We start from the raw sequence: 13,782 nt of genomic DNA, 5'->3' as shown, positions 1-13,782 counted from the left end.
GGCAGCAGGCACCGTGGACGCAGGCAACCTAAGCGAGGGTATCGCGGTCCCCGTCGGCTGCATCGCCGTTCCCGCCGGCGGTCTCGGTCGCGCCAGCGTCGATGATGCGAAGCGGGCGCAGCCTGGCCCAGACGAGGAAGACGATTGCGGTGACGATGAGACCGATTCCGGTCCAGAGGTTGGCATCGATTCCGCCGGTCCGCTCAGCTTCGTCGGGGGTGTAGTCGACGACGCCGGCGATGGCGAGGATGACTCCGAAGATCCCCAGCAGCACGCCGATGAAATTGCGGATGTCGAAGGCACCTGCGGTCTTGGTCAGTTCGTTCGCTGTGCTCATTGTGCTCACTTGCTCCTTCACCCGAAGGCCACGTTGAGGATGATGACGAGGACCAGCGCGACTCCCGCGACGGGTACCGGCCGTTTCCAGATCGGGGGCTTCGGTTCGTTCAAGTCTTCGAAGTCGGTCTTCGGGGTCTCCGAATAGACGAGTCCTCGCAGTTCGTGGGCGGGTTTCGGCGCGGTCCTGAAGGTGACGATCACCGAGAGGACGATGTCGACGACGAAGGCAGTGCTGGCTGCGAGGAATGCCGCGCCCTGACCGGGCAGGTCGAATACTCCGGTCTCGCTGAGGACGAAGACCGCGACGGCCGAGAGCGTGCCGCCGACCAGGCCGACCCAGCCGGCAGTCGCGCTCATGCGCTTCCAGAACATACCGAGGATGAATGTGGCGAACAGCGGTGCGTTGAAGAAGCCGAACAGCGTCTGCAGATAGTCCATGAGGTTGGCGAAGTTGCCGGCGATGAGGGCGGTGAAGATGGCGACGATGCAGGCGCCGATTGTGGCGTAGCGGCCCACCTTGAGGTAGTAGGCGTCGTCGCGGTCCTTGACCACGTACTGCTGCCACAGGTCGTAGCTGAAGACAGTGTTGAACGCGGAGATGTTGGCAGCCATTCCGGCCATGAACGCGGCGAGCAGACCGGCGATCGCCACGCCGAGGAGGCCGTTGGGCAGAACTTCGCGCATGAGCAGCAGGAGCGCATCGTTATAGGTCACACCGGTTTGGGCCTGTGCGGCCGCCTCGTCGACGGTGGACGCGATCTGCTTGAACTTCGTCAGCTGGGTCACGAGCACTGCCGCGATCATTCCCGGGATGATGACGATGAACGGAATGAGCATCTTCGGGAACGCACCGAGGATCGGAGTCAGCCGCGCGGCATTGATGCTCTTCGAGGCCATGGCACGTTGGACCTCGACGAAGTTCGTCGTCCAATAGCCGAAGGAGAGCACGAAGCCGAGCCCGAAGACGATCCCGACCACGGAGAGCACGGGGTTGGCGAACCCGGAGAGCTGTTCTCCCGGCCAGCTGCTCAGCTGCTCGGCGCCGAGCATGCCGTCATTGCTCACCTTCTCCACGAGGCCGTCCCAACCGCCCACGCGATTGAGACCGATGATCGTCAGCGGCAGCAGGGCCGCGACGATGACGAAGAACTGGAGCACCTCGTTGTAGATGGCAGCGGTCAGCCCGCCAAGGGTGATGTAGGACAGGACGATGGCGGCCGCGACAACCAGGGCGATCCACAGCGGCCACCCGAGGAGGCGATTGACGATCGTGCCGAGGAGGAAGAGGTTGACGCCCGCGATGAGGATCTGTGCGACGGCGAAGGACAGCGCATTGACGAGGTGGGCACCGGTGCCGAAGCGTCTGCGCATGAACTCCGGAACGGATCTGACCTTCGAGCCGTAGTAGAAGGGCATCATGACGACGCCGAGGAAGAGCATCGCCGGGACGGCGCCAATCCAGAAGTAGTGCATCGTCGGCATGCCGTACTGTGCGCCGGTGGCCGACATGCCCATGATCTCCACGGCACCGAGGTTGGCCGAGACGAACGCCAGGGCCGTCACCCATGCCGGAAGGCTGCGCCCGGAGAGGAGGAATTCGATGCTCGAGGACACGCCGCGTTTGGCGAACCAGCCGATACCGAGGACGAACACGAAGTAGATCGCGATCAGCAGGTAGTCGATCCACTGGGCGTCCAGGCGGATGTCTTCCAAGATTCCTCCAACGTCTTCGGTGAATGGCTCCTTGTGATGAAAGCCACCTCAAACGGACACTCTAGAGGACAGCTCCTGTGATCGCTAGTGATCGAACCTGAAAAGTTTTGATTGTTTATGATCGCCCGTGTCGGAGCGGGATTCCGGATCCGCTTCGGCGTGTCAGACGACCTCGACGTCGACTCCGGCCTTGCGCAGGGCGTCGAGTTCACTGCGTTCGCTGCCGGAGTCCGTGATGAGGTGGTCGATCTCCTCGCTGGGGACCGTGAGGACCGAGGAGCGCAGACCGACCTTCGTGTGGTCGACGAGGGCGGTGACCTGCCCGGCTCCGGCGGCCATGGCCCGGTCGGTGTCGGCGACTGGGAATGCGGGGGTGGAGAGGCCGAAATCTCCCGCCAATCCGTTTCCCGAGAGGAAGACGGTGTCCGCGCGCAGGCCGAGGAGCTGCGAGACGGTTCCGCCGCCGACGAAGGCGCGGATCGAATGCCTGAGGATTCCGCCGATGACGATGACTTCGATATCGGGGGAGGAGACCATCGCCTCGGCGACGAGGAGAGAGTTGGTCACGATGCGGATGCCCGAGCGACCGCTGAGCTCCTTGGCCAGCAGCTCGGTCGTGGTGCCGGGGCCCAGCGCCACGACGTCGCCGCTGCCCACGTGCTTGGCCGCGGCACGCGCGATCGCAGACTTCTCTGCCAGGGCCTGCTCGAGCTTCTCCGCGTAGGTCGATTCGCGGGCGCTGGAGAAGGGGACCGCCCCTCCATGGGTGCGGGTCAGGCGGCCCTCCTCGGCCAGCTGATCGAGATCGCGACGAATCGTCACCGCCGAGGTCTCGAGCCGCTCGGAGAGGGCCGAGATGGAGACTGCACCGTCTCGTTCGATCGTCTCGATGATCACATTGCGGCGTTGGGCGGCGATCATGGCGTCGTCCTCAGCCCCTGATGAGAGCTTCGCTCAAGGTCCGGGCCGCTTCGGTGATGGACTTCGCGTGCAGGCGCCCGGGCTGACGTGTCAGACGGTCCACGGGCCCGGAGATCGACACGGCGGCCACGACGCGATTGCTCGGTCCGCGGACGGGGGCTGAGACGGAGGCGACGCCTCGTTCACGTTCGGCGATCGACTGGGCCCAGCCTCGGCGACGGACACCGGAGAGCATGGTCGCGGAGAAGCGGGCGCCGCGCAGCCCCGTGTGCAGGCGGTCGGGCTCCTCCCATGCCAGGAGGACCTGGGCCGCGGATCCGGCGCGCATGCTCAGTGTGGCTCCGATCGGCACCGAATCGCGCAGGCCGACGGGACGTTCGGCGGCGGCCACGCACAGGCGCAGGTCGCCCTGGCGGCGGAAGAGCTGAGCGGATTCGCCGGTCTGATCGCGCAGTTGGCCGAGGACGGGCCCGGCAGCGGCGAGCAGACGGTCCTCGCCGGCGGCCGAGGAGAGTTCGGCCAGGCGGGGGCCGAGGACGAAGCGACCCTGCAGATCACGGCCGACGATGCGATGGAATTCGAGCGCAACGGCCAGGCGGTGGGCCGTGGGCCGGGCCAGTCCGGTCAGTGAGACCAGCTCGGCCAGTGATGCGGGTCCGGCCTCAAGGGCGGAAAGAACCATTGCGGCCTTGTCGATGACGCCGACGCCGCTACCATTGCTTGTCATAGACACCATTGTGCGCGTCTCAGTGGGCGAGATGCAAGTTCGCAATGCGATACGGGGGAGTAAGTTCCCCCCTACGCACTCGTTGAGCGCACATACTCGTCGAGCGCACATTGGGCACTCGCCGAATGACCATATCGAGTCTCACACAAGCCCGGACACGGGCCGTCACAGCAGTAAGCACGTACAGGCAATCCCTGTACCAGCGGGAGGAACCATGCCACGCACTTTGGCCGAGAAGGTCTGGGCCGATCACGTCGTATCCCTGGGCGAAGACGGTGCGCCCGACCTCATCTACATCGACCTCCACCTCGTCCACGAGGTCACCAGCCCGCAGGCATTCGACGGTCTCCGACTCGCCGGGCGCCCTGTGCGCCGCCCTGACCTGACGATCGCCACGGAGGACCACAACACTCCGACCTGGGACATCGACAAGCCCATCGCCGAGCCCACCTCGGCCAAGCAGATCGAGACGCTGCGGAAGAACACCGAGGAATTCGGGGTCCGACTGCACAGCCTCGGCGATGCCGACCAGGGAATCGTCCATGTCGTGGGCCCCCAGCTGGGCCTGACCCAGCCGGGCACCACCGTCGTCTGCGGCGACTCACACACCTCCACGCACGGTGCCTTCGGTGCGCTGGCGCTGGGCATCGGCACCTCCGAGGTCGAGCACGTGCTCGCGACCCAGACGCTGAGCCTCAAGGCGTTCAAGACGATGTCGATCACCGTCGACGGCGAACTGCCCGAAGGCTCGAGCGCGAAGGACATCATCCTCGCCATCATCGCGAAGATCGGCACCGGCGGCGGTCAGGGCTACGTGCTCGAATACCGCGGCTCGGCGATCCGGGCCCTGTCGATGGAAGCGCGCATGACCATCTGCAACATGTCGATCGAGGCCGGCGCCCGCGCCGGCATGGTCGCCCCTGACGAAACCACCTTCGAGTATGTCAAGGGCCGTCCGCACGCTCCCGAGGGCGAGGACTGGGACGCCGCGGTCGAGTACTGGAAGAGCCTGTACTCCGACGAGGGCGCCACGTTCGACCATGAGGTCGTCCTCGAAGCCAAGGACATCGAACCGTTCGTCACCTGGGGAACCAACCCCGGCCAGGGCCTGCCGCTGTCGGCGGCGGTGCCGTCCCCCGACGACTTCGCCGACGAGAACGACAAGGCATCGGCCGCCAACGCTCTGGCCTACATGGGCCTCACCCCCGGTACGCCGCTGCGCGAGATCGAAGTGGACACCGTGTTCCTCGGCTCGTGCACGAACTCACGCATCGAGGACCTGCGCGCCGCCGCCGAGGTGGTCCGTGGCCGGAAGAAGGCCGACAACGTCCGCTTCATGGTCGTTCCCGGATCGGCCAAGGTCCGCCTGCAGGCCGAGGACGAGGGCCTGGACACCATCTTCAAGGACTTCGGAGGAGAATGGCGCTTCGCCGGCTGCTCGATGTGCCTGGGCATGAACCCGGACCAGCTGGCCGACGGGGAACGCTGCGCCTCGACCTCGAACCGCAACTTCGAAGGCCGCCAGGGCAAGGGCGGACGCACCCACCTCGTGTCCCCGCTCGTGGCCGCTGCCACCGCCGTACGCGGGACGCTGTCCTCACCCGGTGACGTCACGGACCTGCCCCGCGACGCCGAACCGGTGGCGTGGACCGACGAGAAGCCCACCTTGACACTGACACCGACCCCCACCTCGGCGAACGCTTAAGGACAGACGACTGATGGAAGCTTTCAGCACACATACCGGCATCGGCGTTCCGCTGCGTCGAGCCAACATCGACACCGACCAGATCATCCCTGCGAAGTTCCTCAAGCGGGTCACCCGCACCGGATTCGAAGATGCGCTGTTCTCCCGGTGGCGGTCCGCCGACGACTTCGTCCTCAACGACCCCGACTTCGCGGCCGGCTCCGTCCTCGTGGCCGGTCCCGACTTCGGCACCGGCTCATCTCGCGAACACGCGGTGTGGGCGCTGAAGGACTACGGTTTCCGCGTCGTCCTCTCCTCCCGCTTCGGCGACATCTTCCGCGGCAACTCCGGCAAGGAGGGTCTGCTGGCCGCGCAGCTCGAGCAGGACGACATCGAACTGATCTGGAAGATCCTGGAGAACCACCCGGGCACGTCGATCAGCGTCGACCTGGCTGAGAAGACCGTGACCTGCGATTCGGTCACCGTGTCCTTCCAGATCGATGACTACACTCGCTGGCGTCTGCTGGAGGGCCATGACGACATCAGCCTGACGCTGGCGAAGGAAGCCGAGATCTCCGACTTCGAATCCAAGCGTGCCACGTTCAAACCCAAGACCCTGCCGGCGAAGGTCTGAACCGTCCCGGGCACAGGTCTGAGAACCTTCCCATCAGGGACCTACGGGGCGTCTGCGCTAGTCTTGGACGAGTCCGGACTAGTCTGGGACACGTCCGGATCCCACCGGGTGCAAGTGTGACGCAGGGAGGAACATGCTCGAAGTTCGCGGCGGTAATCCGCTAGGTGGAACCGTCCAAGTCAGAGGCGCCAAGAACCTGGTGCCAAAGGCCATGGTCGCCTCATTGCTGGGGGAGACACCCTCCATCCTGCGGGGGGTGCCCCAGATCAGGGACGTCGAGATCGTCACCGGTCTGCTCGAACTCCACGGTGTTCGGGTCACATCCGGCCCCGACAGCCAGCTGCCCGACGGTGAACTTCACCTCGACCCCTCCGACATGGCACAGGGGTCGATCGTCGACATCGACGCGCACGCCGGATCCTCGCGGATCCCGATCCTCTTCTGTGGGCCGCTCCTGCACAGGCTGGGCCAAGCGTTCATTCCGGATCTGGGCGGCTGTCACATCGGCGACCGTCCCATCAACTTCCACCTCGACGTGCTGCGGCAGTTCGGCGCCGAGGTCGACAAAACCTCCGGCGGCATCATGCTCACCACCCGGGGACGCCTCCAGGGAACGAAGGTGGAGCTGCCCTTCCCCTCCGTCGGCGCAACAGAGCAGGTGCTGCTGACGGCGGTCCGCGCCGAAGGCGTGACGGAACTGCGCAATGCGGCCATCGAACCCGAGATCATGGACCTCATCGCCCTGTTGCAGAAGATGGGCGCCATCATCACCGTCGACACTGATCGCGTGGTGCGCATCGAAGGTGTGCAGTCCCTGCGCGGCTTCATCCACCGTGCCCTGCCCGACCGCAACGAGACCGCCTCCTGGGCCTCGGCCGCGCTGGCCACCGGCGGAGACATCTTCGTTGAAGGCGCCTCCCAGCCTGAACTCATCACCTTCCTCAACGTCTTCCGTCGCATCGGCGGCGAGTTCGAGGTCGAAGAGACCGGCATCCGCTTCCGCCACCCCGGCGGCAAACTCACCTCCTTCGCACTGGAGACCGATGTGCACCCGGGCTTCATGACCGACTGGCAGCAGCCGCTCGTCGTCGCCATGACCCAGGCCGAAGGCCTGTCGATCATCCACGAAACCGTGTATGAGAACCGCTTCGGCTTCACCCAGGCGCTGCGCGAGATGGGTGCCCAGATCCAGCTCTACCGCGAATGTCTCGGCGGCACTCCCTGCCGTTTCGGACGCCGCAACTACCGGCACTCGGCCGTGGTCTCCGGGCCCACCGAACTCACGGGAACACGCATCGACGTGCCCGATCTGCGCGGCGGGTTCAGCCACCTCATCGCTGCTCTGGCCGCGCGCGGCACCAGCGAGGTCCATGGCATCGAACTCATCAACCGCGGATACGAGAACTTCCTCGACAAGCTCATCGGCCTCGGTGCCGAGGTCGCCGCATGAGCGACGAAGACGTGCTGGTCTCCTTCGAACCCTCCGCGGTGAAGTCCCAGCGCAGAGTCGCATTCGTCGTGGCCTCGACCGCCTACGGACTCTACCGGCTGACCTCGAAGATCAAGGTCGACAACGCCGAGATCCTGCCCCCACGGACGCCGCGGATGCAGGGAGCCCCGGCGACGCAGGGCTCCGGTGCCATCATCGCCGCCTACCATGCCAGCCACCTCGACCCGATCCTCGTCGGACTCGCATTGTGGCGCAATGGGCATCTGCCGCACTTCCTGGCCAAATCGAGCCTGTTCTCGGGTGTCCTGGGTGCTGTCCTGCGCGGACTGGGCCAGATCCCGGTTCTGCGGTCCTCAACGCAGGCCGGCGATTCCCTCGAATATGCGAAGGAAGCCCTGGTCAAGGGCGAATGCGTCGTCATCTACCCGGAGGGGACGCTGACGAAGGACACCGAACTGTGGCCCCAACACTTCAAATCCGGCACCGCCAGACTCGCCCTCGAGACCGGTGCCCCGATCATTCCCGTCGCGCACTGGGGCCTCCAGGAGATCTTTCCCCAGGGGGCGAAGGTGCCCAAGTTCCGACCTCTGCGACACACGTCCGTGGTCCGATTCGGTGACCCCATCGACTACCTGGATCTGTGGCCGCACCGCGAGGAGAAGAGGTCCAAGACGGTGCTCACACACCGTCTGACGAACACCATTGCAACCATGGTCGGCGAGCTCTCGCGCCGGGAGCTGCCGGAGAGATTCCACACCGAGGAGGCAGGAGAATGAGCGTCGAGAAGACCGCAGTGCTGGGCGCTGGCTCGTGGGGGACGACCTATGCCGCCGTCGTCGCCGACGCCGGATTCCCCGTCACCCTCTGGGCCCGCCGGTCCGAGGTCGCAGACGAGATCACCACCTCACACACGAATGAACGGTACTTGGGCGACCGGGTCCTGCCCGAACTGCTCACTGCCACCGATGATGACATCGCTGCCGTCACCGACGCAGAAGTCATCATCCTCGCCGTTCCCGCACAGTCGCTGCGGGAGAACCTCGGCCGGTGGAAGCCGCACCTGCGTCCGGGAGTGAAGCTCGTGAGCCTGATGAAAGGCATCGAGGTCGACACGGGCAAGCGCATGTCCGAGGTCATCGCCGAGGTCGCCGAGGTGGACCCGGCCCAGATCGCGGTCGTCTCCGGCCCGAACCTGGCCCGTGAGATCGCCGATCAGCAGCCCACCGCCACCGTCGTGGCCTCGGAGAGCATCGACACCGCCGAGGTGATCGCCGAGATCAGCGCGAACGGGTACTTCCGGCCCTATACGAACACCGACGTCGTCGGCGTCGAAATGGGCGGTGCCGTCAAGAACGTCATCGCCCTGGCGGTCGGCATCGCCGATGGACAGAAGCTCGGTGACAACTCCAAGGCCTCGATCATCACCCGTGGGCTGGCAGAAACGTCCCGCCTGGGCGCTGCCATGGGTGCGCAGCCGCACACTCTGTCCGGGTTGGCCGGACTCGGCGACCTCGTGGCCACCTGTGCCTCGCCGCTGTCGCGGAATCGGACATTCGGGCGCCACCTCGGCGAGGGAATGAGCCTCGAGGACGTCATCGCCCACACCTCGCAGACCGCAGAGGGAGTGAAGTCGGCTGCCGCCATCCTCGCACTGGGCCGACGGTACGAGGTTGACCTGCCGATCACGGAGGCAGTCTGCGCAGTCCTCGGCGGGCGACTCAGGGTTGACGAACTCGCCGGTTTGCTGTTGTCTCGGAAGCGTAAGCACGAGGGACCGCAGGCCTGAGACCCTCGCACCAGATCGCACCATTTCACACGACAAGGAGCAGACATGAGCGCAAACTCACCGTTCTACAACCTTTCCGAAGTTCCGACATTCACTCTCACCAGCACGGATATCGAGAACGGGGGCGAACTGAGCGGACCGCAGCTCTCGGGTGCGATGGGCGTAGACGGCGGCCAGGACGTCTCCCCGCAGCTGTCCTGGTCGGGATTCCCCGAAGAGACCAAGGCCTTCGCCGTGACCTGCTACGACCCGGACGCACCCACCGGCTCCGGTTTCTGGCACTGGGTCGTGACCGACCTCGACGCGTCGACGACCAGCCTGCCCACGAACGCCGGCGATCCTTCGGCAGATCTGCTGCCTGCCGGGACCGTGACGCTGCGCAATGACGCGGGCGAACCGCGCTTCGTGGGCGCCGCTCCACCACAGGGCCACGGCCCGCACCGCTACTTCTTCATCGTCACGGCGCTGGCGGAGCCTCTGGGGCTCGACGAATCCGCGTCACCGGCCTTCGCCGGGTTCAACATGTTCTTCAAGGGCATCGCGCGTGCATGGCTCGAATGCACCTTCGAGCTCAAGTGAGCTAGAGTTTTCCAGTCCGTACAAACGGTCACGTGCCAACGACCAAGGATTTCTATGCCTGAATCTGATCACCGGCCACTCGTCGCCGTCCTCTTCGGCGGACGATCGAGCGAACACGCCGTCAGCTGCGTCACTGCTGCCGGGGTCATTCAGGCCATCGACGACGATGCCTATCGTGTGCTGCCGATCGGCATCACGAAGTCCGGCGTGTGGCGCATCGTCGAGGACTGGTCAACGATGGCCTTCGACCCGGCGAATATGCCCGAGGTCATCGACAACGGAACCGAAGTCATCCCGCCGATCTCCGCCCAGGGCCTGCCCCTGCTGCACCGGGACGCCGAGGGCCTCTACAGCGAACTCGGGTCCGTCGATGTGTTCTTCCCGCTCCTGCACGGCCAGTACGGGGAGGACGGAACCCTTCAGGGCCTGTTCGAACTCAGCGACACCGCCTTCGTCGGCTCCGGGGTCTTCGCCTCGGCGGCGAGCATGGACAAGCACTACACGAAGTCCCTGATGGCCCATGCCGGGATCCCGACGTGCCCGTGGGAGCTCGTGACCGAAACCATGTGGGAATCAGAGCAGGCTGACGCGCAGGCTCGGATCACCAAACTTGGTCTGCCCGTGTTCGTCAAGCCCGCCCGCGCAGGATCGTCCATGGGAGTCAGCCGGGTCGACTCCGCCGAGGGTCTGGATCAGGCGCTGCGCTCTGCCTTCGAGCATGACTCCAAGGTCATCGTCGAACCACAGGTCGTCGGCCGTGAGATCGAGTGCGCGGTGCTCGGCTCGGTTCATGACCGTGAGGTCCGGGTCTCCTACCCCGGCGAGATCGAAGTCTCAGGCGAGCACTCGTTCTACGACTTCGAAGCCAAGTACCTCGACCTCGCCGATGCGCAGCTGACCTGCCCGGCGCGCGTCGACGAGAAGACGACGGCACGGATCCAGGAGCTCTCGGCCCAGGTGTTCCGGCTCTTCGACTGCACGGGACTCTCCCGTGTCGATACGTTCGTCACTGACTCCGGTGAGGTCCTCATCAACGAGATCAACACGCTTCCAGGGTTCACCCCCACCTCGGCGTATCCATTCATGTGGTCGAACTCGGGCATCGAGTACCCGGCGCTCATCTCCGAGCTGATCACCATCGCCTTGGTCGACCACGCCCGCACCCACTGACGCGGGCCCGGCTCGGGGCAGTCACTGAGCACTCCCGCAACCACTGAGTACGGCCCGCGACCACTGGGCACCTCCACCCTCACGGAGCACGCCGTGGTAGGGGCTCTCATTGCAAAGATCAGCGAGCGGCTCCCTTAACATCGAGCGGTCACGTTATAGCCTCGCCCTTCGACGATAAGTGGGCCTGTCGACGATAGACATGGGGTCTGCTCGAGAGATGTTGCTGCATGGCGAGCCTCTGACCTTCAGTGGAAATCAGCGATTGCTGCCTTGATCCTTGCGAACTCATTCACGCGGAAGAGGTCTGCCCAGACGAGGTTGAAGACGCGGTAGCCGGCGTTGAGCAGCTTCATGTGCCGTTCGTGGTTCTCAGAACTCGCCCGATCCGGGCCTGCTTCATTGAGATAGTACTTCCCCACGCCATGGAACTCGACGATCAGAGGATGCTTGTCATGTCGGAAGTCATTGCGAGCGATCCACATGCCGGAGTCGTCGTAGGTATTCACCTGGGGAATCATCCCGATAATGTTGAACCGAAAGAATTTCACTGCGCACAGCGCCTCACCCGGTGATTCGTGATTCGGGCTGGCTAGGTCGAGGGCCAAGACTGCTTGTCTGCAACCGCGTGTACCGGGCACGACACTGTCGCGGAGTCTCTCAGGTGACGTGAGCTCGCGGCGCAGTGCTTCGGAGATGAAGGGTACCGACACCTCGAGCGGATAGTCGGTGGCAAGGTCGAGGAGGGTCCTGGCGACGGTTGTCACCGGCAGATCGCCGATGTTCTCCCGTTCCTCGGATTTCAACGCACGGTCACGGGTCCGCAGAGTCTTCTTCGCTCGGTGAAATCCGGGGCGAACGACCTCGGCGGACTCAGTTGCCGGGAAAGGCGGGTCCAGGCCGTGGACCAATGCAGCGGACACGTGTGAGAAGACCGCTCCCGATGGAAGTTCGTCGGCATAGGAGCGAATGAGCACCTTGAGCCATTCCGAGTTGTCTCGAATGTCTCCATAATGTCGCGGGTACTCGGTGACAGTGGTTTTGTGCAGAAGGTGGAGCGGCTCATGGTCAGCCGCGGTGCACGGACAATACAGAACGAAGTGCCCGCGCCGAATCCTGCGCAGACAACAGCTCAGCGCACCTCGAATGCCCATCTCCGTGAACCCGAGGTCATGGAGTTCCTTGGAGGTGAAGACCGAGACCATAGTGCCATTATGACCATTAAACTACTGAGTACGCAATAGTTCGCTATCAAACACTATCAAATTACGTTCGGTGGTCCGAGGAGACAGCTCACTCGTTGCTGTCGGCAGTGTCGAGGTTGGAGGGGCACCGATGCTGCAGGCGGCTCAGTCGCGAGGGCTACTTGTCATCGAGCGGTTAGGGTATAACGTCGCCTGTCGAGGCCAAGTGGTCCGCTCGGTGCAGTGTTGCAGAGCAATGTGGGGCAGTTCAGAGTTTGGGACTGCTCGAAGGAGTCGCAGCCCTGCGCCGATCAGTGGCGGGTCAGCCGTCGAGGTCCTCGGCTCCCACGCACTCGGCCTCGGGCTTGATGGAGGCGGCGAGGGCCGGTGAGATGGCCGCGAGCACATTGTTGCCCGATTCGGCCTTGCGGTTGACGAGGACTTCGACGGCGGGAGTGCGTCCGTAGCTGGTGAACACCCAGGTGTCGTTCTCGTCGGAGGGCTGCGAGATCCAATCGACACCGCTCACACTCACGCACCGATCGGTGGTGGGTCCCGGTGGGGTGACGCCGCAGCGGGCGACCGCGATGTTCGGATCTCCCCACGCCTTCGTGCCCTGCGACGATGTCGTGCGTTCCTCCTCGCCCGAGATCTCAGCGGGCAGTTGGAGCATGATGTCGGCGCATTTGGGATTCTGTGCGTCCTCTGCCGGCTCGACGACGACCGTTCGCTCACACCCTGCCAGGCCCACACCGGCCAGCACAGTGGCGATGGCAGCAAGCGCGAAGGTGCGCGACTTCCGAGCCGACGTGCGAGGGGACGTCCGAGCCGACGTGCGAGGGGACGTGGCAGGAGACGTGCGAGTCGACGGGCGGAGGCGGCGGGATCTCATACAACTACCGTATCTCCCGATAACCTTGAGCCATGACCCGACTGTCCGAACTTGGCGAATCACACGTGCTCGAACGCATCCTCTCTCACAACCGCAGCGGTTCGCAGGTGATCATCGGCCCCGGCGATGATGCCGCAGTGACCGCGGTGGAGGGCAATCTGGTGTCGACGGCGGACATGCTCGTGGAGAACGAGGACTTCACTCGCTCCTGGCTCGACTGGAGGCGGTTGGGGATCAAGGCCGCAGCGCAGAACCTCTCCGACGTGTGCGTCATGGGTGCCCAGCCGCACGGGCTGCTGGTGTCACTGGCCGTGCCGAACTCGACCGAGATCGAGGACCTCGAGGCTCTCTTCGCCGGGATCGTCGCTGAGGCGGGCCGTGCCGGTGACGAACTCGGGTGCGAGATCCCCATCATCGGGGGAGACCTTTCGTCATCGGGCCTCATCGTCATCGCGATCACGGCCCTGGGCACTGTCGGTGGCCCCGGGGCCGCGTCTGCAGGAAACGGTGCAGTTATCACTCGCGCGGGGGCGAAGCCGGGCGACTCGATCTACCTGGCCGGAACCATCGGTCGCGCGGCCGCCGGTTTGGATCTCCTCTTCGCCGGTGGCGACGGCGAGAACGGGAACGACCCCGATGACCTTGAGGCCAGCACAGACCTCCTTGAGGCCAGCACAGACCTGCCTGAGGTCAGCGCAGACCTGCC

General features: G+C 64.8%; 14 protein-coding genes. 8 read left to right on the top strand and 6 right to left on the bottom strand.

Annotated features, from left to right (window positions below; genetic code table 11):
- Positions 1–28: 28 nt before the first annotated feature.
- From L0G76_RS09545 to L0G76_RS09530, 4 genes are all read right to left on the bottom strand, one after another.
- Positions 29–337, bottom strand: a complete 309-nt coding sequence (locus L0G76_RS09545) for a hypothetical protein (RefSeq protein ID WP_304357045.1) — start codon at positions 335–337, stop codon at positions 29–31.
- A gap of 17 nt (positions 338–354) precedes the next feature.
- Positions 355–2,052: a sodium:solute symporter family protein gene (locus L0G76_RS09540; protein ID WP_304357044.1), complete on the bottom strand. Its 1,698-nt coding sequence runs from the start codon at positions 2,050–2,052 to the stop codon at positions 355–357.
- A gap of 162 nt (positions 2,053–2,214) precedes the next feature.
- Positions 2,215–2,973, bottom strand: a complete 759-nt coding sequence (locus L0G76_RS09535; protein WP_304357043.1) for a DeoR/GlpR family DNA-binding transcription regulator — start codon at positions 2,971–2,973, stop codon at positions 2,215–2,217.
- A 10-nt stretch (positions 2,974–2,983) separates the two neighbouring features.
- Complete coding sequence (locus L0G76_RS09530) at positions 2,984–3,700, bottom strand: IclR family transcriptional regulator (RefSeq protein WP_304357042.1); 717 nt, start codon at positions 3,698–3,700, stop codon at positions 2,984–2,986.
- 214 nt (positions 3,701–3,914) lie between these two features.
- Between L0G76_RS09530 and leuC the strand changes: the two genes are divergently transcribed.
- The 7 genes from leuC to L0G76_RS09495 all read left to right on the top strand — a co-directional run bounded on the left by leuC (position 3,915) and on the right by L0G76_RS09495 (position 11,003).
- Positions 3,915–5,405: a 3-isopropylmalate dehydratase large subunit gene (leuC, locus tag L0G76_RS09525; RefSeq protein ID WP_304357041.1), complete on the top strand. Its 1,491-nt coding sequence runs from the start codon at positions 3,915–3,917 to the stop codon at positions 5,403–5,405.
- Between the two features lie 13 nt (positions 5,406–5,418).
- Positions 5,419–6,018, top strand: coding sequence for a 3-isopropylmalate dehydratase small subunit (leuD, locus tag L0G76_RS09520; protein ID WP_304357040.1), 600 nt, complete (start codon positions 5,419–5,421; stop codon positions 6,016–6,018).
- A 133-nt stretch (positions 6,019–6,151) separates the two neighbouring features.
- On the top strand, positions 6,152–7,468 hold the full coding sequence (gene murA / locus L0G76_RS09515) for a UDP-N-acetylglucosamine 1-carboxyvinyltransferase (protein WP_304357039.1): 1,317 nt from the start codon (positions 6,152–6,154) through the stop codon (positions 7,466–7,468).
- Positions 7,465–8,244 (top strand): lysophospholipid acyltransferase family protein, encoded by a 780-nt coding sequence (locus L0G76_RS09510; RefSeq protein WP_304357038.1) that lies wholly within the window; start codon positions 7,465–7,467, stop codon positions 8,242–8,244. Before murA ends, L0G76_RS09510 begins: the two co-directional genes overlap by 4 nt.
- Entirely contained in the window at positions 8,241–9,254 is a 1,014-nt protein-coding gene (locus tag L0G76_RS09505) for an NAD(P)H-dependent glycerol-3-phosphate dehydrogenase (RefSeq protein ID WP_304357037.1), read from the top strand. Before L0G76_RS09510 ends, L0G76_RS09505 begins: the two co-directional genes overlap by 4 nt.
- 45 nt (positions 9,255–9,299) lie before the next feature.
- Entirely contained in the window at positions 9,300–9,833 is a 534-nt protein-coding gene (locus L0G76_RS09500) for a YbhB/YbcL family Raf kinase inhibitor-like protein (protein WP_304357036.1), read from the top strand.
- Positions 9,834–9,887: 54 nt separating this feature from the next.
- On the top strand, positions 9,888–11,003 hold the full coding sequence (locus tag L0G76_RS09495; RefSeq protein ID WP_304357035.1) for a D-alanine--D-alanine ligase family protein: 1,116 nt from the start codon (positions 9,888–9,890) through the stop codon (positions 11,001–11,003).
- A 245-nt stretch (positions 11,004–11,248) separates the two neighbouring features.
- Here L0G76_RS09495 and L0G76_RS09490 read toward each other — a convergent pair whose 3' ends face one another.
- Entirely contained in the window at positions 11,249–12,205 is a 957-nt protein-coding gene (locus tag L0G76_RS09490; RefSeq protein WP_304357034.1) for a hypothetical protein, read from the bottom strand.
- Between the two features lie 301 nt (positions 12,206–12,506).
- Positions 12,507–13,076 (bottom strand): DUF3515 domain-containing protein, encoded by a 570-nt coding sequence (locus L0G76_RS09485; RefSeq protein WP_304357033.1) that lies wholly within the window; start codon positions 13,074–13,076, stop codon positions 12,507–12,509.
- A gap of 32 nt (positions 13,077–13,108) precedes the next feature.
- Here L0G76_RS09485 and L0G76_RS09480 point away from each other — a divergent pair.
- On the top strand, positions 13,109–13,782 hold a 674-nt coding region (locus L0G76_RS09480), incomplete at its 3' end, for a thiamine-phosphate kinase (RefSeq protein ID WP_304357032.1).

The organism is Brevibacterium picturae, from assembly GCF_030453725.1.
GTDB classification, from domain to species: Bacteria; Actinomycetota; Actinomycetes; order Actinomycetales; family Brevibacteriaceae; genus Brevibacterium; species Brevibacterium sandarakinum_A.
The sequence above is the reverse complement of the archived record's forward strand: the minus strand, read 5'-3'. Positions and strand labels throughout refer to the sequence as shown.